General features: G+C 34.6%; 27 protein-coding genes and 3 pseudogenes. 24 read left to right on the plus strand and 6 right to left on the minus strand.

The window, feature by feature from the left end; translation table 11 throughout:
- Positions 1 to 24 precede the first annotated feature (24 nt).
- Positions 25 to 630 (plus strand): PRK06770 family protein, encoded by a 606-nt coding sequence (locus DJ93_RS24580; protein WP_042983703.1) that lies wholly within the window; start codon positions 25 to 27, stop codon positions 628 to 630.
- Positions 631 to 833: 203 nt separating this feature from the next.
- On the opposite strand, the gene DJ93_RS24585 is transcribed toward DJ93_RS24580, so the two are convergent.
- Complete coding sequence (locus tag DJ93_RS24585) at positions 834 to 1,667, minus strand: LysR family transcriptional regulator (protein WP_052109629.1); 834 nt, start codon at positions 1,665 to 1,667, stop codon at positions 834 to 836.
- Between DJ93_RS24585 and DJ93_RS24590 the strand changes: the two genes are divergently transcribed.
- From DJ93_RS24590 to DJ93_RS24605, 4 genes and pseudogenes are all read left to right on the plus strand, one after another.
- Positions 1,638 to 4,031: a phage/plasmid primase, P4 family gene (locus DJ93_RS24590; RefSeq protein WP_042983704.1), complete on the plus strand. Its 2,394-nt coding sequence runs from the start codon at positions 1,638 to 1,640 to the stop codon at positions 4,029 to 4,031. The genes DJ93_RS24585 and DJ93_RS24590 overlap by 30 nt on opposite strands.
- A gap of 181 nt (positions 4,032 to 4,212) precedes the next feature.
- Positions 4,213 to 4,647: pseudogene (locus tag DJ93_RS24595) on the plus strand (hypothetical protein).
- Positions 4,648 to 5,187 (plus strand): ERCC4 domain-containing protein, encoded by a 540-nt coding sequence (locus DJ93_RS24600; RefSeq protein ID WP_042983705.1) that lies wholly within the window; start codon positions 4,648 to 4,650, stop codon positions 5,185 to 5,187. It begins immediately after the preceding pseudogene.
- A gap of 20 nt (positions 5,188 to 5,207) precedes the next feature.
- Positions 5,208 to 5,390, plus strand: coding sequence for a hypothetical protein (locus tag DJ93_RS24605; RefSeq protein ID WP_042983706.1), 183 nt, complete (start codon positions 5,208 to 5,210; stop codon positions 5,388 to 5,390).
- 576 nt (positions 5,391 to 5,966) lie between these two features.
- On the opposite strand, the gene DJ93_RS34895 is transcribed toward DJ93_RS24605, so the two are convergent.
- A complete protein-coding gene (locus DJ93_RS34895; RefSeq protein WP_080743601.1) occupies positions 5,967 to 6,782 on the minus strand; it encodes an exosporium leader peptide-containing protein in 816 nt (271 codons plus the stop codon).
- A 297-nt stretch (positions 6,783 to 7,079) separates the two neighbouring features.
- Positions 7,080 to 7,796 (minus strand): exosporium leader peptide-containing protein, encoded by a 717-nt coding sequence (locus tag DJ93_RS24615; RefSeq protein ID WP_042983707.1) that lies wholly within the window; start codon positions 7,794 to 7,796, stop codon positions 7,080 to 7,082.
- Between the two features lie 126 nt (positions 7,797 to 7,922).
- Between DJ93_RS24615 and DJ93_RS32890 the strand changes: the two genes are divergently transcribed.
- Positions 7,923 to 8,099, plus strand: a complete 177-nt coding sequence (locus tag DJ93_RS32890; RefSeq protein ID WP_161785260.1) for a hypothetical protein — start codon at positions 7,923 to 7,925, stop codon at positions 8,097 to 8,099.
- 73 nt (positions 8,100 to 8,172) lie between these two features.
- Here DJ93_RS32890 and DJ93_RS24620 read toward each other — a convergent pair whose 3' ends face one another.
- Positions 8,173 to 8,721: a C1q-like domain-containing protein gene (locus tag DJ93_RS24620; RefSeq protein ID WP_042983708.1), complete on the minus strand. Its 549-nt coding sequence runs from the start codon at positions 8,719 to 8,721 to the stop codon at positions 8,173 to 8,175.
- A 400-nt stretch (positions 8,722 to 9,121) separates the two neighbouring features.
- On the opposite strand from DJ93_RS24620, the gene DJ93_RS31300 reads away from it, so the two are divergent.
- The 12 genes and pseudogenes from DJ93_RS31300 to DJ93_RS32420 all read left to right on the plus strand — a co-directional run bounded on the left by DJ93_RS31300 (position 9,122) and on the right by DJ93_RS32420 (position 16,132).
- Positions 9,122 to 9,247: a DUF3983 domain-containing protein gene (locus DJ93_RS31300; RefSeq protein ID WP_080743602.1), complete on the plus strand. Its 126-nt coding sequence runs from the start codon at positions 9,122 to 9,124 to the stop codon at positions 9,245 to 9,247.
- A gap of 13 nt (positions 9,248 to 9,260) precedes the next feature.
- Complete coding sequence (locus DJ93_RS24625; protein ID WP_042983709.1) at positions 9,261 to 9,650, plus strand: hypothetical protein; 390 nt, start codon at positions 9,261 to 9,263, stop codon at positions 9,648 to 9,650.
- Positions 9,651 to 9,855: 205 nt separating this feature from the next.
- Positions 9,856 to 10,437: a C1q-like domain-containing protein gene (locus DJ93_RS24630; protein WP_042983710.1), complete on the plus strand. Its 582-nt coding sequence runs from the start codon at positions 9,856 to 9,858 to the stop codon at positions 10,435 to 10,437.
- Positions 10,438 to 10,922: 485 nt separating this feature from the next.
- The gene (locus DJ93_RS24635) at positions 10,923 to 11,195 is read left to right on the plus strand and encodes a Thoeris anti-defense Tad2 family protein (RefSeq protein WP_042983711.1); all 273 of its coding nucleotides are present in this window, start codon (positions 10,923 to 10,925) and stop codon (positions 11,193 to 11,195) included.
- Between the two features lie 153 nt (positions 11,196 to 11,348).
- Entirely contained in the window at positions 11,349 to 11,921 is a 573-nt protein-coding gene (locus DJ93_RS24640) for a recombinase family protein (RefSeq protein ID WP_042983712.1), read from the plus strand.
- Positions 11,922 to 12,008: 87 nt separating this feature from the next.
- Complete coding sequence (locus tag DJ93_RS24645; protein ID WP_042983713.1) at positions 12,009 to 12,407, plus strand: CHRD domain-containing protein; 399 nt, start codon at positions 12,009 to 12,011, stop codon at positions 12,405 to 12,407.
- 80 nt (positions 12,408 to 12,487) lie between these two features.
- Positions 12,488 to 12,991, plus strand: coding sequence for a hypothetical protein (locus DJ93_RS24650; RefSeq protein WP_042983714.1), 504 nt, complete (start codon positions 12,488 to 12,490; stop codon positions 12,989 to 12,991).
- Positions 12,957 to 14,450, plus strand: coding sequence for a phage terminase large subunit (terL, locus tag DJ93_RS24655; RefSeq protein WP_206539588.1), 1,494 nt, complete (start codon positions 12,957 to 12,959; stop codon positions 14,448 to 14,450). Before DJ93_RS24650 ends, terL begins: the two co-directional genes overlap by 35 nt.
- Positions 14,447 to 14,677, plus strand: a complete 231-nt coding sequence (locus tag DJ93_RS24660) for a hypothetical protein (protein WP_042983715.1) — start codon at positions 14,447 to 14,449, stop codon at positions 14,675 to 14,677. The genes terL and DJ93_RS24660 overlap by 4 nt, the downstream gene beginning before the upstream one ends.
- Before the next feature lie 13 nt (positions 14,678 to 14,690).
- Positions 14,691 to 15,044: a hypothetical protein gene (locus DJ93_RS24665; protein ID WP_042983716.1), complete on the plus strand. Its 354-nt coding sequence runs from the start codon at positions 14,691 to 14,693 to the stop codon at positions 15,042 to 15,044.
- 32 nt (positions 15,045 to 15,076) lie between these two features.
- Positions 15,077 to 15,781, plus strand: a pseudogene (locus tag DJ93_RS24670) (portal protein); the annotation flags it as partial.
- Positions 15,782 to 15,869: 88 nt separating this feature from the next.
- Positions 15,870 to 16,132, plus strand: a pseudogene (locus DJ93_RS32420) (hypothetical protein).
- Positions 16,133 to 16,264: 132 nt separating this feature from the next.
- On the opposite strand, the gene DJ93_RS24675 reads toward DJ93_RS32420, so the two are convergent.
- Positions 16,265 to 17,167, minus strand: a complete 903-nt coding sequence (locus tag DJ93_RS24675; protein ID WP_080743731.1) for a LysR family transcriptional regulator — start codon at positions 17,165 to 17,167, stop codon at positions 16,265 to 16,267.
- Positions 17,168 to 17,411: 244 nt separating this feature from the next.
- On the opposite strand from DJ93_RS24675, the gene DJ93_RS24680 reads away from it, so the two are divergent.
- The 5 genes from DJ93_RS24680 (at position 17,412) to DJ93_RS24700 (ending at position 23,702) form a co-directional block, all read left to right on the plus strand.
- A complete protein-coding gene (locus DJ93_RS24680; RefSeq protein WP_042983719.1) occupies positions 17,412 to 18,101 on the plus strand; it encodes an MOSC domain-containing protein in 690 nt (229 codons plus the stop codon).
- Between the two features lie 273 nt (positions 18,102 to 18,374).
- Entirely contained in the window at positions 18,375 to 19,259 is an 885-nt protein-coding gene (locus DJ93_RS24685; protein ID WP_042983720.1) for a GNAT family N-acetyltransferase, read from the plus strand.
- A 33-nt stretch (positions 19,260 to 19,292) separates the two neighbouring features.
- Positions 19,293 to 19,895, plus strand: coding sequence for a DUF1349 domain-containing protein (locus DJ93_RS24690; protein WP_042983721.1), 603 nt, complete (start codon positions 19,293 to 19,295; stop codon positions 19,893 to 19,895).
- Between the two features lie 257 nt (positions 19,896 to 20,152).
- On the plus strand, positions 20,153 to 21,913 hold the full coding sequence (locus DJ93_RS24695) for an ABC transporter ATP-binding protein (protein WP_042983722.1): 1,761 nt from the start codon (positions 20,153 to 20,155) through the stop codon (positions 21,911 to 21,913).
- Entirely contained in the window at positions 21,906 to 23,702 is a 1,797-nt protein-coding gene (locus DJ93_RS24700) for an ABC transporter ATP-binding protein (RefSeq protein WP_042983723.1), read from the plus strand. Before DJ93_RS24695 ends, DJ93_RS24700 begins: the two co-directional genes overlap by 8 nt.
- A 68-nt stretch (positions 23,703 to 23,770) precedes the next feature.
- Here DJ93_RS24700 and DJ93_RS31305 read toward each other — a convergent pair whose 3' ends face one another.
- Positions 23,771 to 23,956 carry a tyrosine-type recombinase/integrase gene (locus DJ93_RS31305; protein ID WP_241484370.1) on the minus strand — a complete coding sequence of 62 codons (186 nt, stop codon included), beginning with the start codon at positions 23,954 to 23,956 and terminating at the stop codon, positions 23,771 to 23,773.
- A 77-nt stretch (positions 23,957 to 24,033) separates the two neighbouring features.
- Between DJ93_RS31305 and DJ93_RS24705 the strand changes: the two genes are divergently transcribed.
- Complete coding sequence (locus DJ93_RS24705) at positions 24,034 to 24,558, plus strand: hypothetical protein (protein ID WP_374937161.1); 525 nt, start codon at positions 24,034 to 24,036, stop codon at positions 24,556 to 24,558.
- The last annotated feature ends 39 nt before the right edge of the window (positions 24,559 to 24,597 follow it).

Raw genomic sequence — 24,597 nt, forward strand, 5'->3', positions numbered from 1 at the left:
AATATTAGGGAGGAAACATGCACGATGAAAACACTATTTAAACTATTAGGGATCATTGCTGGGATGGTGGTAATTGGAGTAGGTATAACGTATGGGATATTGTATTATCTTAACCATAGTAAACCGACTGCGAAGAAGACATCGACAGCTGCTCCGGCAGTAGAAGTATTAGCTGATAGTAAAGTGAAGGTGGAAGATGCGAAGCTTCTAGAAAACGGGAATTATTCATTGCCAAATAGTGGTTTTAACAAGGATTTCAAATGGACTGATGAGAAAATACAAGCTACATTACATGAAATGGCACATCAAAAAGTAAAAGCGGATCAAAAATGGGGCTATATTTTTATAACACAAGAACGAATTGAAAGTTTACTTGATGTCGTGAATAACAATGACCTCGTGCAAAAAAATACATATATAGATATTTTAGAAAGATGGAAACAAGGAAAATACGAGAAAGCAGATCAAGACCATAATAAAATTTGGAAGTTGCAAAGTGGGAACCTCGGTGAAGGTAAAGGGGTAATGTCACAAGATGAACAAAAAGAATTAATTAATAAAGTATTTATGCAAAAAGGGACATTTTCAGGTAGTACAGTAATTGCAAGTGTAGAACAAAATAAGAAATAATTCATATGCATTTTGAATTTGAAAAGCACCTTATCTTTAGTTAGACAAGGTGCTTTTTCATTGACATATGAAGTAAGGGGTTATCATTCTCTTCATTAGGAAGTATTTGTGCAATTGCGAGTTTGAGTGTTCTTCCAATGATATATTTTCTTATTAAGAAGAAAGCAGTTGCTAGTGAAAGTAAATGAAAATGTAAAAATGTTTTACATTTCAGGATTCATTTGTAAATCTTTAATTTTTTCTAATGATGTAAGAAAAGATTGTAATACAGGGGATATCCACCTAGATTTATGATATATCGCATGGCTTTGTATTAGTGATGGTGTTTGGATTTGTTTAAATATTAATTGCTCTTTTTTACAATTTTCTTGCACAACAATATGAGGAAGAATAGCAATTCCTAACCCGCACATGACGGATTGCTTAATAACTTCAATACTAGAAGTTTCGAATGTTTTATCAGGAATTGTTCCATTCATATGTAAATAATGATTTACCATCTTCCTATATCCGCAACTTTGTTCTGTATAAATAAACTGAGAATCTTGTAAAAAATGAAATGGATTATCATATGGGACCAAATCGGTAGGAAAAATCCATCCAAATGTTTCATCAAATAATGTCGAGGTTATAAAATTATCGTGTTCTATAGCTTCTCCCATTAAGAAGATAATATCAGTTTCACCGTCTTGGAGCTTTTTCAATGCTTGTTCATTCGTAGCTGTTTCGAGAACGATATGCACTTGCGGATTTTTTTGTTTGTAAGCTTGTAATAATCGAGGTAAACGATATACTGCTAAAGATTCATTAGACGTAATTGTTAAAGTTCCTTTAGGATGATCAACATTTTGTGGTATTTCTTGTGCTTTTTCATATATAGTTAATAACTCTAACGCATATGGATAAAATTGATGACCTGCCTTTGTAAGAAGTACTTTTTTCCCTAATCGGTCGAAAAGTGGAATTTGTAAATCATTTTCTAATGATTTAATATGGGTCGTCACTACATGAGATATAACTTTAACCAAATACCACAAGAATTAAAAAACGCTCCCCATTGGATCTTATGGCGGTCAGAAGTAAGAAATGGTAAGAAAACGAAAGTTCCTTATCAAATCAATGGGGAAATGGCTCAATCAAATAACAAGAGAAGTTGGTCAACGTTTCCGACAATCATAAAGTTTTATGAGCAAGGTGGATATGACGGAATTGGTTTTATGTTTTCTAAGGATGATCCATTTGTAGGAATAGACATTGACCACTGTATCCAAGAGGGCGCGCTTACAGACCTAGCTGAAGATATGATTGAAACGTTAAATAGTTATACGGAATACTCTCCAAGCGGTGACGGCATCCACATCATTGCTAAAGGGACATTGACACTTAAAGGACCAGGCACAGGACGTAAAAACGTTGATCTTGGATTAGAAGTATACAGGCATGGACGATATTTCACTTTCACAGGTGACTGTTTAGAGCAAAAGAATGTGGAAGACAGAACGGAAGAATTTAAAGTTTTATTCGATAAGTACCTAAAAGAAAAACCACAACCAGAACGTAAAGTAAACACAGTTTCATCAGATCGAGAAGACATCAGCAATCTTTCTAATGCGGAATTATGGGAGCGAATGTTTAACAGTAAAAATGGTGGGAGTATTAAGGATTTATTCCAAGGGATTCTAATAAACAATGACCATTCCTCAACGGATTTGGCTCTTTGTAATCATTTAGCATTTTGGACAGATAAAGATGCTGTGAAAATGGATTCTATGTTCCGTGAAACTTCCTTGCTTCGTGATAAATGGGACAAGATTCATCATAGTGATGGTAGTACATACGGACAAAAAACCATTGAAACAGCAACCTTTTCTACTCCTTCCACAATAGCTGATTATGAGACATCGCAAGAAAAACCTTATGAGATATACATTTCTGAAGGTATCTCAACGATTGAAGATACAGACGAAATCATTGATGAAGTACCAAGATTCCATTTAACGGAGTTGGGAAATGCTGAACGCATCACTTACTACCACGGTAAAAATATTCGTCACTGTAACGAGTTGGAATGGCTCATATGGAACGATAAGCAATGGCATGAAGATAGCAAAAGACAAATCGAAGCTTTAACAGCTCAAACATTAAGAAATCTTTACAAAGAAGCTGAAGTTGAACAAGATAAGTCACTTGCTAAACAACTTTATAGCTGGGCGAAAAAGTGTGAAAAGCGATCTATACGAGTAAGTAGCATATTAGATGTAAGGCCAATGGTATCAGTCAAAAAGAAAGAGTTAGATGCTCATAGTTTCCTTTTTAACTGTGAAAATGGGGTTGTCGATTTAAAAACTGGGGAATTATCGCCACATGATCGGGAGTTATTAATAACAAAAATTTCACCTATCAAATATGAAAAAGAAGCTAAATGTCCGAATTGGATTTCATTCTTAGAAAGCATTTTCCTTACACCAGATGGTAAAGCCGATCATGAGTTAATCGAATTTCTTCAAAGGTCAATTGGTTATTCCCTAACAGGGGAAACGAAGGAACAAGTTATGTTTTTCCTTTTCGGAAATGGTAGAAACGGTAAATCGACTTTTATCAATGTCATTCAAGATTTAATGGGTGATTACGGAAGACAAACAAACAGCGACACTTTCATCAAAAAGAAGAACGATTCGGGAATCAATAATGATGTGGCCCGACTTGATGGGGCGCGGTTCGTGTCAGCCGTTGAGAGTGAAGAAGGACAGCAATTAGCGGAATCATTAGTTAAACAAATTACAGGTGGAGAAAAGATGTCAGCGCGTTTCCTTCGCCAAGAATACTTTGAATTTACACCGCAATTTAAAGTGTTTTTCACTACAAATCATAAACCAATTATCAAGAATAATGACGAAGGTATTTGGAGAAGGGTTCGATTAGTTGCATTTACTGTGACAATCCCAGAAGACAAGATTGACTATGATCTTCCTACAAAGTTAAGAGAAGAAATGTCTGGGATTTTTCGTTGGGCGGTTGAGGGTTGCTTGAAGTGGCAGACAAGCGGATTAGGAGAATCATCTGCTATCAAAAAAGCAACTAATGACTATCGTGAAGACATGGATATGTTAGGGCCATTCTTTGAAGAGATATGTGTTGTTGATACTAATGCCAAAGTTGAAGCAAAACGAATTTATAAACTTTATAAAGAATGGTGTTTTAAAAATGATGAAATGGAAATGAAAAATCGTCAATTTTATCGCCAGTTAGAAACAAGAGGTTTCAAGAAAAAACGGAGCAACGGAAATAAAATATTCTTCTATGGAATTGGAGTTGCTGGCGAACAGTATCATTTACACCTTGAAGAAGTTACTAAAAGTAACTCTAGTAACGTAACAAACATTAATCGAAAAAAGCTGTAACCGTTGATATATAAGGTTTTATTATGAATTGTAATTTATTAACAGTTACTTTTGTTACTTATTTTCCCTGTTCCCCTCTATAAAAAATAAATAAATAAAAAAATATATATATTATATAGAGCTTTAATACTATTTCGGATAACTTTGGTAACTAAGTAACTTTTTGAAGGAGTGAATGTTTTTGCATCCCAAACAAATATGTATTGATGTCCAGTCGATGGGTGCAAAACTCATCCTGGATGGAAATGATTTATTTATCGAAAATCCAGAAAAGATTGGTCCTGAAATTGAATCGGTTATTAAAGAATACAAGTTACGAATTGTTAAGTAGCTACAGGGTAATTATTCGGATCAGGAGCACGCGGTAAAGCAAACGATTGATAAAATCATGAATTTCTTTATCGGTGTGGATCAAGATATGAATTCGAAAATAAATGATTGGTTTAATCAAGATGAAGATGCTGCAAGGTTGGTTATGGAATTAGCCTTAAATTTCTCAATCAATGGATGGACGTATGTAAGAGAATCAGTAGCAAACTATGAAAATAAATTAACGGACGAACTTTCATTGAATTTATATAATCGTGCGATGGCGTACTTTAGGGGGTCTAAATAGATGCCAGCAGTTCACTATAAATATACGGATACAGAATTAAAAGCAATCCTTAAGACATTAGAAATCATTGTAGATACAAGGGAACAAAAGAACACTCATGTACTTGATTATTTTAGAAAAAAGAAAGTAGATTTTAAGATTCGTGGAATGAAAACCGCTGATTATTCAGCAATGATTCCAAGTAATCCAGAAATGGGAATCACTCGTGATGTTTATTTAAGTGCTGGGATTGAAAGGAAAAACGGTGTAGATGAATTAGTTCAATCGATTAAAGATCGGACACGTTTTGAAAATGAATTGATTCGCGCTTCTAAAAATCCATTTGTTTTGATTGTGGAAGATTTACAAGGATACCAGAAAATATTGAAGGGTGAGTATACAAGTAGATACAAGCCTGAATCATTGTTGGGTAGTCTTAAAACTTTCGAAGTACGATATGGATTTTCTACAGTTTTTATTGATCCTATCACTACTGGAAATTACATTTATCATCATTTCTTATATATGGCGCGTGAATTATTGAAAAAAGGATTTATTTAAAAATGAGAGGGGAAATCAAAATGAATTGCCTGTTTAAAAAAGAGGAACATTTAACACGTTTTTTCGGAACAAATTGGAACAGCAAACTATCCCTTAAACGTTGGCATGATTCACGCTTAAAACAATATGGCTTATATTTTCGTGATAGTTATATGGAAATGCGTTTCGGTAAGTGGGTTTTACGTTATAGAAACAATAAATAAAAGGGAGAGATTGAAATGAAGCAATGGAGAACGGTGTTTTTGAAGTGACTCAATTATTAGCAGAAGCGAAGGGAGTATTTGACTTGACCAATTGAACTATACTCGAACCCTCTTCGGGTTCAGCTGATATACGTGTAAAACTAGGTCAGAGTTGATATATTATTTATTAATAAATGTTCGTTTTTGTTATGTTATATATTTGAAAATATATAACAGGCTATCTGTTGAACTAGCTGTAACAAAATATTGTTTCAAAAATATTTTTGTTACTTTATTAAGTAAAATATCTTTTTGTTACAACAAAATATGTTTATTAAAAAATAAAATACAGTCTACGACATGAAGTTACATGTATCTGGGCTGCACTCCTATTAAGTAGCTTGATTTTACTGAGATAAGATATTGCTAAAATGATTATCATAAACATTTTCTAAAATTGTACTGTGCAACTTTTTATTCAGTATTAAAAAAGATGCGCAATTTGCACATCTTTTAAATTTATTTAAGAAGTCGATTAATTAAAGTGATAAATTTTAATTAATGTTAATAGATAGGTTCGTTTTTATTTTTAAAAAATTATTTAATTGCACCTAATGGTATATTTTGAGGTAGAGTAAATGTTGGGATTTGAGAAGAAACTCCAGAGAACATTAACGTATTAGGATCTGGGGATGGTAATCTTGTGCCTTCAAAATGTGCAAAAAAAGAGCTATCTGAGAGTGTACCACCATCTGGATCACTAGTATCAGCGTAAACTTCTATTGTATCTCCAGCTGCTAATCTTACCATAGTAGAAACAGTTATAACATTAACAAATGAAGTATTTGCACCCATAAAATCTTGATCAAAAGCTAGAGGATCAGTCGTATTACCATTAAGAACAAAATATAATCCGGTTATATTTTGTGAGTTTTGTCCTGATACGAAACCTATAGTTGAAATAAGTGCATAAACTCCATCTTCGTTTGGTTGAAATGTTGATGTTGCACCTCCAGTGTATTCATTGTTTAAATCATATTGTTCTGTTTCAAATGTAACTTTATTAACAAAACCGCTAATAAATTGAGACTGATTTTTAATAGCTCTGAATGCTGAAAATGGTGTTGGTCCAGTAGGTCCAGTAGGTCCAGTAGGTCCAGTAGGTCCAGTAGGCCCTGTAGGTCCAGTAGGTCCAGTAGGTCCAGTAGGCCCTGTTGGTCCAGTAGGTCCTGTTGATCCTGTTGGTCCAGTAGGTCCAGTGTTGCCAGTAGGTCCAGTGCTACCGGTGGGGCCTATTGGACTTGTTGGTAGTGTAAATGGTGGAATCGGTGGTAATGTAGGACCAATTAAATTTGGATCTAGTGCAGCAGCACGTAAAATTTCAGAGGAATTCAATTTTTTTTCCTTTGACAATATATTCACCTCCAAAAATCTCTAATCATACTTAATAAATGCACAATAAGAGTGAGGGGTGAAGATATTTTTGGCAAAAGGAAGCAGGTGACTATAATACGAAAACTAAACAAAAACGCTATTTTGTTAAGAAAGTAGAATGGTGATATGTTACTTTAAAATGCTATCTTAGACAGATATTATATTTAGGATAGGTTAATATAACTTCATTTTTTATAACTTAATATATCTAAAACTCCTTCAAGTTTTATTCTGAAGGAGTTTAATTTTATAGATAATCAGGATTAATGAAATTAGTTATAGGCTTAATTTGACGATGTTAAGTGCGAGGCTATTTATATTGCTATCATTAAGAGTAGTAGGATCAAAAGATGGACTAGTGTTCCTAAGCTGAAGTTGTGAATTGGCTGGAATCCTTAAAATAGCTTCGCCACTTAGTTGCAGAGTGTCTAAATGTAAGTCTATAGGTCCTGAATTAGCTACAAGTGCAAAACGAGTTTGCAAATTAGGGATTTCGTTAAATGGAGGACCTAAGAACACTCCAACGGACGGGACATTGCGTTTCTCTGGTATTAGTACTGTTAAAACATAAGAAATATAATAATCCCCAGCTTGAGGGATATTAATAGTATTGCCAGTCCTAGTAATACCTCCAGCTATGGCAGGGCTGTCATTTGTAAATGGATAGGGGTCTCCAAAATTTATGGTAATTTGCCCTCCGATTCTCCAAAAATTACCATAAGCAGGAGAGAATATTCCGGTGTTACCAGCAGGTCCAGTGTTTCCGGTAGGCCCGGTGTTACCAGTAGGTCCAGTGTTTCCGGTAGGCCCGGTGTTACCAGCAGGTCCAGTGTTTCCGGTAGGTCCGGTGTTGCCAGTAGGTCCGGTGTTACCAGTAGGTCCAGTTGGTAATGTGAATGGTGAAATGGGTGTTAATGTAGGACCAATCGAACTTGGGTTTAATGCAGCACTACGTAAAATTTCATATGAATTCAATTCATCTTCTTTAGACATACGTTTACCTCCCAAAATTTCTAATCATATTTAATAGATGCACAATATGAGTCGAATATGAACAAATTTTGAGGAAGATAAGGAAGACTTAACAAAAATTTCATTTTGTAGAAAAGGGGAATGGATATGAAAAGACATTCAAAGGATGGAAATGTAACAATTAAAGAAAAAGTTGAAATGTTTGAGTGCCCAGATTGTGGATTTGGTTTTGATGCATTTCATGAAATTGATGATGAACATGGTGGGTATGAATGTCCTGTATGTGAGCTAGATGAAAACAAAAGAGCAGCTAGCAAAAGCTAACTGCTCAGCAGGTAACCATTTTTGTAGTAGGATCCATCATATTAAAAGAAGATGGTATGTTCAAAGGAACGATTTAACTTATTCGAGCGCCTTCAAAATATGTTAGACGGGGAGATCCTATAATAGTTCCGTTTGTTGACCCAACTTCAGCAAATACGTCAACTCTGTCACCAGCCTGTAATTGTACGATAGTAGATGTTTTTACAATAAGTCCTTGATTAGACAAGCCACTTTGCTCGTTTCCAGAAACACTGCTTCCGTTTACTCGTATGTCTAGAATTATTGAGTAAGATGATGCTGAGGTAGGGGAAAAGGCAATGCTTGTATCAAAAGTATATATACCATTTTGACGAGGGACAAATATCGATGTAGAGGGATCATACTCATTATTGATGTCAAATATCTCCGCCGGAAATAAAATTCTAGTAGGTTCATTAGCAATAAGTGGTTGAAAGGTATTTTGTGTAGCCTTAAAAGCTGATTGTCTTTCACGCTCGCTTTTACAATTACAATATACATTAACGATTGTTTTATCTGAACTATGGCAAGAAGATTTGTCCTTTTTGTAATCATCTTCATAATAATAGCAATCGTAATTATCAGAGTATTTTTTTCTATTCATTTTGTAATTAACGACTCCTTTTCATTTTTATAATTTAATTTATTCATAAAAAAGAAAGTTGCAACAGTGTTTGTCCATACATTTTCAATTTTTTGGGATATGATGACCTTGTGTAGGTCCTACTGTAAATGCGGAATGTACGTAGTAGATGAGTGCAGAACTAATATTTGAATAAAATAATCCTTTTATTAGAAAGTGAGGTTAGGTTCACGTTGAACCTGAGCTTAAATTCAAAAATTTCGTTTCTTAGAAAAAACGACTTTATATAATAAGGAAATTTAACGTTTAAATCTTTTCTGAATGCAATAGGTCATGTGGACGGTTAAACGTCTAAAAACGCGCAATAATAGTATATAAAATGATTCATCGGTTTTTAGGTGAAAATGAAGGGGGAAAAACGATGGGAAAGCATAAAAAACGGAAGATAAAGAAGGCAATCGCTCGTAGAGCTAAGTTAGTCGATAAATACCAATTTGATAATGCTTGGAGAAACATATTTGTCAAAAGTGGATTCTTAAATAAGTGAGGTGGAATACACATTGCTAGATTGGTTGAAGGATTATCATAAGTTAGAAGATGAAATTATCTACTTAGAAAATGATTTAGGTCGAAACAAAAGAGAATTAAAACGCTGGAGGGGTGGTGATTTATCTAAATATAAATTAACCCCTGAGTCAGATGGTACAAAAGTAGAAGATCATATCGAACGGATTGAATATAATCTTGCTCATAAAATGAATGACTTATATGATTTGAAAAAAGTAATTTGTACATTCCACGGTTTGGAACACAAGATCATGCATGGCAAGTATGTGGAGGGTAAAACGTTAGAAAAGATTGCTGAAGAGTTAAATTACAGTCCACGTTATATCTATAATAAACATTCACAAATAAAGCGTATGATTGAATATGCCCAAAAGCTAAGTTAACAAAATATTAAGTTCACATTAGTTCATGTTAACTATTGCAAAAATGGTTTATAGTAATAGCATAGACATTTGACGAAAGGGCAACTGGTGCACGGTTGCTCTTTTATAGTATAAATTAAACTCTTAATTCATAGTAGTTTGTCCAAACACACCTCTTCTCTACGTTACATATCATAAAGTGAATAGAGGAAAGGAGAAGATTAGTATGTCCTATTATTATTGTAAATATTGTGATGATTATAAGAAAAAAGAACATAAATGTTCTAAAAATCATGATAAATATTGTGATAAAAAAAACCAAATCAATGTGAAAGTTGATTGTTGTTGTGGAAATAAAAATGATCCATCTGTAAGAGCTTCAGGGTTCAACGCTACATCAAATGAGGATCAAAGAATTAGTGCAAGTACTTTGGTAGATGTTTTATATCAAATGGAACAATTTGACTATGATAACGAATATAATCCTGCAACATCTACATTCACTGCTAAAACAGCAGGTTTATATATTTTTAATCCAAGCATAGTTTTTAACCCTGACAATGAAGATGTTCCATTATCTATAGCTTTAGCTTTATTTATAAATAATGAATTATTTACAAGAGGGATAGATACAGAATATCATGCCAGATCACCTCAGTTTATAGGTTTTGTAGTGAAAGATACTGTTATCGTGCAATTAAATGCTGGAGATCAAGTGAAGGTTAGGGTATTCAGTCCTCAATCAGGAGTGATAGCAGAGAGTACTAGTACGTCTTTTTCAGCTGGTAGATTTCCTTCTCCGGCATAAGAGAAGTAATAAAAGGCATTCCTTATGGAGTGCTTTTATTGTGTACGGATATTAAAATATCACATACCGTAATGTATGATTTAATTAGTAACACTGTAATTAAATGTGCATATAGTATCGTATGAAATAAGACGACTCCACTTATTTCACTTGTAACATAATCACCTTCGAAGAGTATCCTGGTTAGATACTCTTTTCTGTTGTGTAAATAAAGATGGAATATAAAGAGAAAAAGTGCATATAGTGTTATAGAACGGTTACCCCATAAACATTGTAGGAGGGCACTTACTAGGGGAGTGCTCTCTTCTGTTGTGTCACCTTTTGATAAGGACAAGCATATATTGAAGTATAGGACAACCCTCCAGCATTGTCCTATTCAATACTCATAGCAACTCCCTATCACATGAAGAGCATCTACTGCCATGGATGCTCTTTTTAATCATGTAATAAACATTTTTTACACCTAAAAAGGAGAGTTGAAGCTCATGATGTATACTTCCATTTTAAAGCGTGATTTAAGCTATTCTGACGCTCTAAATGTATTAATGGTAGGTAAGAAGGTAACTCGCTCTATATGGGAAGGATACTGGTTTTTAACCCGTAAAGCACAGGTGACTGAAACGAAAGATGATGATTATGTAAGAAGTTTTGATTTAAATCCAACTATTTTCGCAGTGCTAAAAGATATGAGCGGTGTAGCACCTGCTCAACCGTATCAAGGCGATATGTTGGCAAACGATTGGATGATTGTAGAGTAAATAAGTGTCTCACAAACAATTGATTATGAGACGTGAAAGCATAACCCTTTATATCAATGATTCTATTGTATCAAAACTATGTATCAAAAACTAATGATTTCGAGACAGGGAATTGATACAATGAAACCATCAAAGATAAAGGGTGATGGTTAAATGATATTTGGATATGCGCGTGTTTCAACGAAAAAGCAAAGTTTGGATATGCAATTAGACGAATTGAAACGTTTTGGTTGTGAGGAAATCGTCACAGAAAAAGAAAGTGGAGCTAAAAAAGACAGGATTGAGCTTCAATCACTTCTTGGAAAGCTTCGAAAAGGTGATACATTAGTTGTTTATAAACTAGATCGTTTAGGAAGAACAATGCATCAGCTTGTTAATTTGCTTCAAGAGTTCAATGAAAAAGGTATTCACTTTGTATCTATTAAAGATGGTATTGATACATCTACAACAGTGGGAAGATTTTTATTCCATATATTTGGTGCAATGGCTGAAATGGAGCGGGAAGTTATTAATGAACGTGTTATAAGTGGTGTAGCTGCTGCTAAGGCAAGAGGACGCGAAGGTGGCAGAAAGAAAGCCCATACGCTACAACAGATTGAAGGGATGCTGAAAATGATAGAACAAGGTGAATCGAAAGTAGCAGTATGTGAGATGTTTAATGTTTCAAGAGCAACCTTGTACAGATATATAAGGGAAAATGAAAACAATAAAACAAATTTAAAGTAGCGAAACATCGCTGCTTTTTTATTTTGTCACCGTTTAAGAAGGACGAGCATATATTAGGAGTAAAGATGAAGTATAGGAGTGATAAATATGTTCTTTGCAAAGTTACGTGGTGAGAATGAAGTTCCACCAGTAGAAACAGATGCTCGAGGAGAAGCATTCTTTAAATTAAGCCGAGACCAACTAAGACTAAAATTCAAGCTAGATTTATTTGATATAGAGAATGTAGTAGTTGCTCATCTGCATTTAGGAGCGAAGGGAACGAACGGTCCTGTTGTAGCTTTTTTATTTGGTCCTATAACAAATCCGGTTTCGATTGAGTGTGCAACTTTAACTGGAACAATTACTCAAGAAGAATTGGTTGGTCCATTGGCTGGTCAAACATTAGACGATCTAGTAGAAGAAATTAATTCTGGAAATATTTATATTAATGTTCATACCGTACAATATCCTAATGGCGAAATTCGTGGTCAATTGTATCATTGCTAATGACAGTATTGAAAATATTTTTAGTGTAAGATATAAAGCATCTATTTGGGTGCTTTTTTATTTTGGATGAGGTGAGAGTGATGACTAAAATCAAACGTTGGCTTACAAAAGAAGGTTTATTAAAGATTGAAGGATGGGCGCGTGATGGTCTTATTGATGAGCAAATAGCTTATAACATGGGAGTTACTCGCGTTACGCTCCATAATTGGAGGAAGAAGCACCCAATCATGGATCAAGCTGTACGTCGTGGTAAGGAAGTAGTAGACCGTGAAGTGGAGAATGCACTATTAAAACGTGCGACTGGTTACACGTATGAAGAAGTAACCGTTGAAAGAGAAAAGAATGGTGATGATGAATATCAAAGCGTAGAAACAAAACGAGTGAAACGACAAGTACCACCCGATTCTACAGCCATTATCTTCTGGTTAAAGAATAGAAAGCCTGATGCATGGCGTGATAGACGGGAGATTGACCATAGCGGTGAGATGAAACAAACCGTTGTACAAAAGGCAGATTTAAGTAAGTATACGTCAGAGGAGTTGAAACAACTTGAAAGCCTCCTTAAAAAATCTACCGACAGTTGATGAGATACAAAGGGAAATAGCTCGTCGTGATTACTACGAGTATGTGTGTTATGTACATGAAGGTAGGTATAAGAAAGCACCACATAGTGAATTCGTTGGGCGTGTTATTCCAGAAGCTATTGATAAGAAGAAACAAATGAATGCAGGTGAGATACCAACCACGAACCAATACATTGCTATCAATATGCCACCACGTCATAGTAAGTCCATGACCATTACAGAGACCTTACCATCTTATTATTTGGGTAACTTTCCAGAGGATAGAGTGATTGAGATAAGTTATAGTGATACATTCGCTCGTCGTTTTGGTAAGAAGAATAAAGAGAAGGTCAAAATGTATGGTACTGATTTATTCGATATTCATATATCAAAAGAAAGCTCTGCACATGATGAATGGTTACTTGATAATGAAATAGGTGGAATGATCTCACGTGGTGTGTTATCAGGTATCACTGGTATGGGTACGGACTTAATGATTATCGATGACCCGATTAAGAACCGTGAGGAAGCGGATAGTGAGACACATCGCGGTAAGATATGGGATGAATGGATAGACTCCTTCTCTACTCGCTTACATCCTGGTGCAATCGTCATTTTGATTCTAACAAGATGGCATGAAGACGATTTACAAGGTAGGTTATTAAGTGAAGAATACGGTAAGCCTTTGCCGTGGCAAGTATATAATCTTCCACTTGAAGCAGAGGAAGATTATGTAATAGGACGAGAAGTAGGTGAACCATTGTGGCCCGAACGATATGGACTCGAGTTTATTCAAGAACGGAAACGATATCCAAGTAGCTTTAACTCTTTGTATCAAGGTAGACCAACCGCAGCCGAAGGGAATCTATTAAAACGTGCATGGTGGCAGTATTACGATACATTACCAAAGATGGTGCATATCATTATGAGTATTGATGCAACGTTTAAAGATGAAGCAGACAGTGACTTTGTTTGTATCCAAGTATGGGGCAAGAACGGTGCGGATATGTATTTAATCGATAACCTCAAGGCGCGTATGAACTTCCCAACTACACTACAAGCTATACGCAATATGGTAAGGAAACATCCGAAAGCGCACGCTAAATTAGTAGAGGATAAAGCGAATGGTCCAGCAATTATTTCAATGTTAAAGAATGAAATAGGTGGTATCATCGCAGTAAATCCGCAGGGCGGAAAAATAGCTCGTGTAAATGCGGTCTCACCATACATTGAATCGGGGAATGTGTATTTACCAAGGTATGCACCTTGGGTACATGACTTTGTGGAAGAGTGTGCATCATTCCCACAAGGCAAGAATGATGACCAAGTAGATACAATGTCACAAGCATTGAATCGATTTATCTATTATCATGCGAATGAAAAGTTCATTCCAAAAGAACCAGTGACATTAGAAGAGAAAGTACATCGACACATCATCAGGCTTACAAGAGGTCGAAGGAAAGGAGGGCAACTACAATGACGTATGTTGTCTTTTTTGTTCTGGTTGCAGTCATTGTATTTCTTGGTGTATTTGCTTATGAAATGGAACGGGTACACCAAGGGGAACGTGATATGTGGAAGCAAGAACGAAAAGAATTATATGATCGTATTCAAGCGCCATCTTTTGCGGAGTACAAGCAGGGAGAAGTGAAGATGGTGAAAGCACAGAAAGAGGAAAAGCCTGCACCAACATTCCATTTAGAATAGGAGCGTGTCATAAATGGCAAAAGTGTTTCGCTTAACATTAGGTAGCATTGATAAATTTGCAGTAGCTGAAGATTATGAGGAAATGTATGAAAAGAGAGCTGAAGTTGACCCAACATTTGCATATACACCAGTGGAGATTCAACTGTTGCATGTGGATGGATATGAAATAGAAGCTCATAAAGTACCAATAGAAGAACCTAAGCAACAGGGATTGTTAGAAGTTCAGGAAGCACCTGAACAATCTGAATCTTGGATTGAAGGTGCTACAAAAGCAGAATTAACGGCACATCTTGAAGAAAAAGGTGTGGAAGTGAAAAGTAAAGCGACTTTAAAAGAGTTAAAAGAGCTTGCGTATCAAACCGTGTAGGCTCTTTTTTCGTGTAAAGGCGGTGAGAAATAATGTTTGGTCTCAATAAACCTAAGGAACAAAAGCAAGAACAGAAAAGTCCTGGTGATTGGGTGTCTCTTGTGGAGGAGCGTATTACCCAAGCCGAGGACTGGGAAGAGAAACGCCAAATGATGGCGCAAGTAAACTATTATCGCGGTAATCAGTGGCTTGTATGGAATCCAACTAGTAAAAAAATGATTACTGCACCACTTGAAAATGGTGAACAGCGGATTACAGTAAACCAAATTCGACCACGTATGATGGTTAAGCTTGCAAAACAAATTAAAAACCGTGTGAAATTCGATGTCATACCTGATAGTAACGATGAAACCCGTATAGAAATTGCAAAGGCATCATCCAAATTCCTGAAATATTGGTGGGAACAAACGGGAATGGACCGGAAAACGCGTGATATTTTCCTGAATAACGGTGTAAAGGGATGGTGTGCCGCAAAAGTTTATTTTGATGCCGAGTCTGGTCAAGATATTACACCAGGTGAAGGCGAAATTGGTTTCGAAGAAGATATGCAGCGTTTATATACTGGTGAAATCCGTTGTCGTATTTGTGACCCACTCACTGTATACATTGATCCAGCAGCCGAAATGGACGAAGAGATTCGTTGGATTGTAGAACGGAATCCACGTGACATTGATGATATTAAAGAACGTTACGGAAAAGATGTTGCGGCTGATGAAAGTGTAGGCTTCGCAGCAGCAGAGGGTTTTTAATAAAAAAAGCAGACTGTAAAAATAGGAATAAGGTGGTAGTTTAGAAGTAAATGGGATTATATAGGAGGGATTGCTATTGCTAGCGGTTATATTACCAGGTGTTCTTATTATTTCTCTTTTCGTTTCCATATATTTTGTTCATCAAAAAAGAAAAAAGCAGGGATAAAAGGGGTGAAAAGTGCCTTAACGTCTATTCGTTGTTTTGCAGTTGGAATTCTTAATTTATTTGCATATTTGTTTCACTTTGTAAATGTCTTTACTTTGTTATTCTCAATTGCATTATTGTTAGTCGGAGCGTATTTCACAAAATATATACCGATTTCTAAAAAGGTTCACTAATATTGCCATAGTAGAATGAATCATCTCACTACGAATCAGTTTTATATTCATTTTTATTTCCTAATATAAAGAGATTATTCTAATAGATTGTTACACAATAATTTGATAGAATAATCTCTTTTTTGTGAATGTTTATTTTTGAAAAGAATGTACGCTTCTTTTTAACTGTTCGATAAATTCACGTGTAGCTGCATTCATATATTTCTCTTTTCGATAAATAAGCCCAATTTCAATCTTTGGGGTAGGGTTTTCAATCTTAATCGCCTGAATATGCTCATTTTGTAGAAAATCTATATATGGTTTTGGTAAAGCAGTAATTCCCATTCCTTTTGAAACCATTTGAATTAAAGATTCCATCGTACTGATTTCTAAAATTGGTTTCGGTGTAAAATTAAAATTTTGACAATGCGATGTAATTAGTTCAGTTAAATGGAAATTTGAAGGTAGAAGGATGATTGGATAATTTTGTAACACTTCAAATGATACACTATTACATTTTGTCAATTCATGACCAACCGGTACGACTAAAGTAAGTTCACTTTGATAAAGTGGAATAGAAATAACTTCTTTGTCCTGTACTGGGAGAAATGTAATACCGATATCTAATTCATTTTGCAATAATCTTTTGCGAATTTCTCCAGTACGAAGACCTAATATGGAAAGTTCAATATTGGGATATAGTTTGTTGAAATTCAAAATGGTTGGTGGTAATAAATAATTTACGACTGTTAATAAAGAACCGATTGTTAGTTTTCCTTGTTCTAGTCCGTGTAAATCTAAAATGGCAGCACGTGCTTGTTCTACTTCTTGAAAAATCGCTTTACTATGTGATAATAAAATCTTTCCAGCTTCAGTTACAGATGTTTTTTTACCAATTCGATCGAAAAGTGGCATGCCAATTTCATGTTCTAACGCACGTATTTGTTGACTAAGTGAAGGTTGTGAAATATTTAATTTTTCGGCTGCTTTTGTAAAATGTAATTCTTTTGCAACAGCTGAAAAATATTCTAATTGTCGTAATTCGATTGAAATCACCTCTAATTTAATCATAGGATATACCTATCATTATTATATAAATTATTGAATTGAACAATGATTTTTCGGGATTTATAATCACATTAGTTAGTAGCAAAGTGTAATGATTGTAAGGCGATAAATGAATTGAAAAGCTGTATTGAAATAATAAAAGGAAGTTTTATTGGAAGAGTTCAGCAAATTAGAGAAAGAATGAAGGAGCGTTTGAAGAGGTTTATCGGAAATAGTGAAAGGGGTTGTATATATGAAAAAATCATATAAATTGATGTCTCTTAATTTAGGGATGCCAAAAGAAGTGATGTATGGTGGGAAATTAATTCAAACTGGCATTAATAAATTACAGGTAAGTGAGCCTATCTTTTTATCATCATTAAAATTTAATGGAGATGGGCAAGCGGATTTAGTTCATCATGGAGGAGTAGATAAAGCAGTTTGTGTTTATTCTGGTGATCATTATCGGTATTGGGAAAAAGAATTGAACAGGAAACTTGTATATGGGGCCTTTGGAGAGAATATAACAGTACAGGGTATGCTTGAAGAAGATGTTTGCATAGGTGATGTATTTCAACTTGGAGAGGCAATCGTACAAGTAACTCAGCCAAGGCAACCTTGCTTTAAATTAGCAAAGAAGTATGATACCCCAAAATTACCACTTTACTTTCAAAATACAGGATATACGGGGTTTTATTTTCGAGTATTAAAAGAGGGGTGGGTATCGCCAGTGGATGCTCTGAAGCAGCTCGAACCTGATTCAAAAGGTATTTCAATTGCATTTGCGAATCGTATTATGCATAAAGAAAAAGAAGACTTGCAAGGGGTAAGAAGAGTTTTGGAAGTAAATGCTCTTTCAGCTAGTTGGAGAAATACATTTGAAAAGCGTTTAAAAGGGGAAGTGACTAGTTCAAAAGAGCGGCTGGAAGGCGTTAAAGAGTGACTAAAAATTATTATTAAAAAATGGCGTATTACTATTAGAGGCTAGCTAGTAGAAAGGTGTTATTTTTTATTATTATGAATGAAAAGAAAAAAGGATATTTTTAAATCTTCATGTCTCTTTATTCGGGTTATCCTCAAAAAATCGAAACATAAAATAAATTAAACCATTTTCCTATATTATATGATAATATATTGATTTGATAGGATTGTTATCGTCTGTACAGGCGATATAAGTATATTCGAATTAATGGAATCGATATTATGGAGGGACAATATGGGGAATATTGAAAAATTTGCAAGCTTTCTTGTGGAAGAACCGAAAAGAGAACAGCTATTTCCGCTATTTGAAGAAGTGTTTGGTATTGCAAGGCAAACACTACAAGATTTTGTAGAAAAAGGATATTGGGATCATACATATAAAGCATTTTCCTATTTACAAGATGAGAATGTGATAGCAAATGTTTCTAAGTTTCACCTTCCGCTCATTATAAATGGCGAGAAGGTACATGCAGCGGGTATTCAATCCGTAATGACACATCCGAATTATCGCAGACAAGGGTTGATGAAACAGTTATTTAGTAAGATGTTAGAAGAGATTGACGAAGAGTATGAATGTACGATGTTGTTCACAGAAAAGCCAGAACTCTATGAAGTATTTGGGTTTGAAATTTTGAAAGAATATCTGATGACATTATCGTATGATCAAAAAATTCATGAAGATTCTTCGATTCGGAAGTTAGATTTTTATAACAAAGAAGATATTCAATTAATAAAGGAAATACTCGAAAACAGTCAAAGGCTTTCCAATATGTTTTCAACAATAAACTATCAATCTTCTTTTTATCTTAACATGTACGATCAAGAATGGAATGAAAAATTATACTATTCAGAGAAACTAGATGCGATTATTGTATTTGAATTGAATGATCAAAAATTAAAATTATTCGGAGTATTCGCGCCGGTTATTCCAGTATTAGATGAAGTGTGTGCCGAAATTTCTGAAGAGTTTACAGAGATTGAATTTTATTTTTGTCCAGATCAATTAGGAATTGAAGATGTACAATATAAAGAGTATCAGTCTAATAAATATTTAATGGTTCGAAGTAATCATATTTTGAATTTGAAAAAATGTAAGTTTCCAATGTTAACTGAGTTTTAAGAAGTAATATAAAAGCTTGTTTATGGAGGAATTATGAGAAAATCATACATACCAAATCATATAGATCAATTGACAGTTATGAATGAACCTAAATATCACAAGCTAGACGAAAATACACTTATTGTTCATTCAAAAGAGGAAACTGATTTTTGGCTAAAAACACATTATGGTTTTGAAGTAATGAATGGCCATGTTTTTTATATAGAAGTTGCAACAGACTTTCAGGCTGAGGTTTCATTATGTATGAAGCCAAAAGCAATATATGATCAAGCAGGACTATTTGTTATGTTATCTGAGGAATGTTGGTTAAAAACATCTCTTGAATTTATTCCTGAGGGGTCATCACATTTAGGGGCTGTTGTAACGAATAATGGATATTCAGATTGGTCGACACAAGATTTTCCGAATGAACTTGTTGAACAACAACTGTATTTCCGCATTGTTCGAAAAAAGGGCGATTATACAATTTATGTGAAGACGAATCAAAAGACCGATAGTTGGGAACAAATTCGAATTGCTCATTTAATGAAAGATACCGATGATAAACCTGTGAAAATTGGATTTTATACTTGCAGTCCGTCTAAAAAGAATGGTTTTGAAACCGAGTTTTCAAACTTTACAATTGAACAAATCTAATAATAAAACCGCATTCTTTCTTATTAGAATGCGGTTTTATTATTTGAAAATGAAAGTAAGTAAATTAAAAAATATTATTTCCTCCCAAATAAGGCACATTTATTGACGGGAAAAGGATGAATACTTATCATTTAATAATGTTAAATATTAATATGCATAATATAATGGTAATAGTGATGAGAAGTATTCATAAAGGAAAAAAGGGAGGGACTATTTGAATAATAAAATGACAACTTCATAAGAAAAGGAGATTATGTATGAAATCATTTCGTAAATTATTACAGTATTTAAAACCATACATGTTCTTCGCTATTATTGGACCGTTATTTATGGTACTTGAGGTTGCGATGGACTTAATTCAACCGACAATTATGCAACACATTATTGATGTTGGAATTGCAAAGCAAGATTTTAATTACGTAATAAAAATGGGGCTTCTTATGATAGGAGCAGCAGCGCTTGGATTAATTGGTGGCCTTGGGTGTATGATGTACTCTACAAAAGCAGCAGTTAATTTCGCTACAGATATAAGAAAAGACGTATTTACAAAAATTGAGACATTCTCTAGTAAAAACCGCGATTCATTTGGAACAGGTAAATTATTAACAATTGTGACAAATGATATTACATCTATTCAATCTGCGATGACGATGACGATGACGTTACGTGTACTTGTGCGAGGGCCTTTATTATTTATAGGGAGTATTATTATTGTTTTTGTAACCGCGAGAGACTTATTTCCTATTTTACTTGTAGTAGTTCCTATTTTATTAGTTGCGATTGTACTTATTGCTAGTCAAGCGAGCGGTTCATTTAAACGAGTGCAAGAAGCATTAGATAAAGTAAACACAAAGTTACAAGAAAATTTGTCCGGTGTACGTGTTATAAAAGCATATGTAAGACAAAAATATGAAATTTCCCAGTTTGAGAAAGTTAATAAAAGTTTAACGGGAATTAATATTCGTGCTATACAAATTATTTCATTGATGATGCCAATTATTATGCTAGTTGTAAATGGCGGCATTGTAGCAACTTTGTGGATTGGTGGCGAGAAAGTTTTTAATGGTACGCTCCAAGTAGGAGCTATCTTAGCTTTTATTAACTATTTAAATATCATTTTAATGTCACTAATGTCTATCAGTATGGTATTTATTCAAGTTGCTCGTGCTTTTCCATCAGCTGATCGTGTACAACAAGTCTTACATACTGAAGTGGATATTATAACTGAAGGTGACGCATATGAACCGGAACAAGTGAATGGTAATGTAGAGTTTAAACATGTTAGCTATAGTTATACGAAAAATAATGAATATGTTCTAAAAGATATTTCATTTACCGTACGTAAAGGTGAAAAAATAGGGATTATTGGGTCTACTGGAAGTGGTAAATCTACATTGGCAAAATTATTACCACGACTTTACGATGTTGATCAAGGGGAAATATGTATAGATGGCGTAAATGTGAAAACGTATGATTTGCAAAAACTACGTGCTTCAATTGGCTTCGTTCCACAAAAAGCCCTGCTCTTTTCAGGAAGTATTGAAGAAAATTTACGTTATGGTAAAGAAGAGGCGGAGTATGGTGAATTAGAAATGGCATCTGCATCTGCTTGTGCTGCAGAATTTATTAACAAATTTGAAGATACATATCAATATAACTTAACGCAAGGTGCAACAAATCTATCTGGTGGTCAAAAACAACGTCTGTCTATTGCAAGAGCTCTTGTAAGAAAACCGTCTATTCTTGTATTAGACGATTCTACATCAGCAGTTGATGCGAAGTCTGAAGCGGTAATACAAGAAGCATTAAGAGAAGAATATAATGGCACGACGACATTTTTAATCGCATCAAAAATAGCATCTATTATAGATGCTGATAAAATTCTCGTTTTGGATAACGGTGAATTAGTTGGAAATGGTACGCATGAAGCTTTATTGGTAACTTGTGAAGTGTATCAGGAAATTTATCTTTCCCAAGGTGGTAACCCGCAGCGAGAAGGGGGCAAAGGGCGTGCGTAATTTTCAAGGACAGTTTGGAAATAAAGGTGGACGTAACAATCCGAAGATGCGAAAAGCGAAGAATACGAAAGGAACCATAATGCGAGTATGGAACTACATGGGGTACCAAAAAGCATCTCTTATGTTCGTTATTATTCTTGTATTTATCACGACATTGCTCGGTTTACTGGGGCCATATTATATGGGAGTCATTATTGATGAATACATCGTACCAAAGGATTTAAGTGGAACAGCAAGAATGTGTATGCTCCTCATTGCGATATATGGTATAACAATATTTTTAACATGGCTACAAACATTTGTAATGATTAACGTTGCGTTAAAGACGATACAAAAAATACGACAAGATATTTTTGGGAAAATCCAAACCCTTTCTCTACGATTCTTTGATGTACGTTCCCAAGGGGATTTAATGAGTCGAGTTACAAATGATATTGACAATTTAAATCAAGCGTTAACGCAAAGTGTAGTGCAAATTATTTCATCTGCATTAACATTTATAGGTGTAACAATTGCGATGTTTTCACTAGATTGGATTTTAGCAATTGTGACTTTAATTACAGTACCTATTATGTTTTTCGTTACAAAAAAACTAGTTGCTTATAGTGGTAAAAACTTTGCGAAGCGTCAAAAAGATTTAGGAGAATTGAATGGTTTTATTGAAGAGGCAATTACGGGAGCAGACGTTACTACTTTATATGGAAAAGAAAAAGAAACAGTAAATAAATTCAATATAATTAATGAACAACTTAGAATTTCTGCTACAAAATCTGATACGTTTTCGGCATTCATTTTTCCAAGCATGAACTTTATAAATAACTTAGGAATGGGGCTTGTTATCGGAGCAGGGGCGATTATGGTGTTGAATGGGATGACAACAGTTGGTGTTATCGCAGCGTTTATTAACTATTCTCGTCAATTTTCCAGACCACTTAGTCAATTTGCTACTTTAATGAATACGATTCAAGCTGCAGTTGCTGGGGGAGAACGTGTCTTTGAAATTATGGATGAAGTACCAGAAATTCAAAATAAAAAAGACGCATTGGTTGTAAAAAAATTGCAAGGGAACGTTGCGCTTGAGAATGTTTCATTTGGATATGTGGAAAATAAAAAGATTTTAAAAGATGTGAGTCTACGAGCAACTTCTGGGGAGACAATTGCTTTAGTTGGTCCAACTGGATCAGGAAAAACAACGATCATTAATTTGTTAACGCGCTTTTACGATATTCAAAAAGGACAAATAAATATTGATGGAAAAGATATAAAGGAATATGATATTAGTTCTTTACGAAGTAAAATAGGAGTTGTTTTGCAAGATACGTATTTATTTGCGGGGACAATCATGGATAATATTCGATATGGGCGTTTAGATGCAAATGATGCAGAGGTAGTTGCAGCGGCTAAAGCAGCTTCAGCACATTCTTTTATTAAGCATCTACCGAATCAATATGAAACGGAAATTGCTTCAGAGGGGTCAAATTTAAGTCAAGGGCAAAAACAACTTCTTGCGATTGCACGAGCAATTTTAGCTGATGCAGATATATTAATTCTCGATGAAGCAACATCCAATATTGATACGAGAACAGAATTGCAAATCCAAGCCGGATTAAATAATTTAATGAGAGGGCGAACAAGCTTTGTTATCGCTCATCGACTCAAAACGATTGAAAAGGCAGATCAAATACTTGTTATTAAAGATGGTAGTATTTTTGAAAGCGGGAATCATGAATCTCTTATGGGAAAGAAAGGATTCTATTTCGATTTGTATACAAGTCAGTTTAAAATTTAACAAAAATATTGATGTAATGCGGTTTCTCGTGAAAAGGGAAACCGCATTTTTTACATTTGCAAACATTACTATCCAAATAGTTTTTCACTAAATGTTTTAACAGCATCCGCTTGCATTCGCTGCAAAACGTGCGAGTATCGATTCAAAGTCATGAAAACATCCTTATGGCCCAAGCGTTCACTTACAATCTTCGGGTGTACTCCTTGTTTTAAGAGTAGCGTTGCATGAGTATGACGTAAATCATGAAATCTAATGTTTTTTTAATCCGGATTTTTTCAAATAAGCTTTAAATGTATCATGAAAGCCACCGCGATAAACCAGTTTGCCCATTTTGGTACAAACAACTAAAGCACAATCTATATATGCTGGATCCAGTCTTAATTTTTCAGCATTTATTTTTGCTTTATGTTTATGTAATGCCTCAATAGTCTTTTCATCAATTGAGATTGATCGTCTAGAACCTGAAGTTTTTGTATCTAAAGGGGTTGTACAAGAAGTTAAAACGGCTTTTGAACAATTAGAAACGGAGTTTGATATTCCAGAAGAAAAAATTCAAACGCGCGAAGAGAAAGAACAAGCAGATCGTGAAGTTATTGATGCGTTCATTGTTAGTGGTTTAGCACCAAGTTTTGATGGAATGCCGAAAAAATTACCTGATATCGTGAAACGTCGTTTAGAAGGCGAATCATACTTGAAGATAGCAAATGAGTTGGATATGTCATCTGGTCAAATTATTGAAGTGATTGATGAATACCGTAAACGTGTAGCTCCGTTAGCATTGAAATGGCACGAATGGAAAGAAAAACAACCAGAAACAAGAAACATCAGAGCGGCCAAAGGTAGAGGAGACGGCTGAAAAAGTAGATGAGCAAAAGGGAGAAGAGAAATTAGAGTA

It is taken from the genome of Bacillus clarus, assembly GCF_000746925.1.
In the GTDB taxonomy this organism is placed as follows: Bacteria; Bacillota; Bacilli; order Bacillales; family Bacillaceae_G; genus Bacillus_A; species Bacillus_A clarus.

Bases quoted from the DNA above. Each gene is read 5' to 3' on its own strand.
- DJ93_RS24620 (WP_042983708.1), bottom strand. From the start codon at position 8,721: ATGAATAGAAAAAAATACTCTGATAATTACGATTGCTATTATTATGAA.
- DJ93_RS24680 (WP_042983719.1), top strand. From the start codon at position 17,412: ATGAAAAAATCATATAAATTGATGTCTCTTAATTTAGGGATGCCAAAA.
- DJ93_RS24685 (WP_042983720.1), top strand. From the start codon at position 18,375: ATGGGGAATATTGAAAAATTTGCAAGCTTTCTTGTGGAAGAACCGAAA.
- DJ93_RS24580 (WP_042983703.1), top strand. From the start codon at position 25: ATGAAAACACTATTTAAACTATTAGGGATCATTGCTGGGATGGTGGTA.
- DJ93_RS24660 (WP_042983715.1), top strand. From the start codon at position 14,447: ATGACGTATGTTGTCTTTTTTGTTCTGGTTGCAGTCATTGTATTTCTT.
- DJ93_RS24615 (WP_042983707.1), bottom strand. From the start codon at position 7,796: ATGTCTAAAGAAGATGAATTGAATTCATATGAAATTTTACGTAGTGCT.
- DJ93_RS24600 (WP_042983705.1), top strand. From the start codon at position 4,648: ATGCCAGCAGTTCACTATAAATATACGGATACAGAATTAAAAGCAATC.
- DJ93_RS24650 (WP_042983714.1), top strand. From the start codon at position 12,488: ATGACTAAAATCAAACGTTGGCTTACAAAAGAAGGTTTATTAAAGATT.
- DJ93_RS24605 (WP_042983706.1), top strand. From the start codon at position 5,208: ATGAATTGCCTGTTTAAAAAAGAGGAACATTTAACACGTTTTTTCGGA.
- DJ93_RS24690 (WP_042983721.1), top strand. From the start codon at position 19,293: ATGAGAAAATCATACATACCAAATCATATAGATCAATTGACAGTTATG.
- DJ93_RS32890 (WP_161785260.1), top strand. From the start codon at position 7,923: ATGAAAAGACATTCAAAGGATGGAAATGTAACAATTAAAGAAAAAGTT.
- DJ93_RS24630 (WP_042983710.1), top strand. From the start codon at position 9,856: ATGTCCTATTATTATTGTAAATATTGTGATGATTATAAGAAAAAAGAA.
- DJ93_RS24695 (WP_042983722.1), top strand. From the start codon at position 20,153: ATGAAATCATTTCGTAAATTATTACAGTATTTAAAACCATACATGTTC.
- DJ93_RS31300 (WP_080743602.1), top strand. From the start codon at position 9,122: ATGGGAAAGCATAAAAAACGGAAGATAAAGAAGGCAATCGCTCGTAGA.
- DJ93_RS24645 (WP_042983713.1), top strand. From the start codon at position 12,009: ATGTTCTTTGCAAAGTTACGTGGTGAGAATGAAGTTCCACCAGTAGAA.
- DJ93_RS24640 (WP_042983712.1), top strand. From the start codon at position 11,349: ATGATATTTGGATATGCGCGTGTTTCAACGAAAAAGCAAAGTTTGGAT.
- DJ93_RS24590 (WP_042983704.1), top strand. From the start codon at position 1,638: ATGAGATATAACTTTAACCAAATACCACAAGAATTAAAAAACGCTCCC.
- DJ93_RS24665 (WP_042983716.1), top strand. From the start codon at position 14,691: ATGGCAAAAGTGTTTCGCTTAACATTAGGTAGCATTGATAAATTTGCA.
- DJ93_RS24635 (WP_042983711.1), top strand. From the start codon at position 10,923: ATGATGTATACTTCCATTTTAAAGCGTGATTTAAGCTATTCTGACGCT.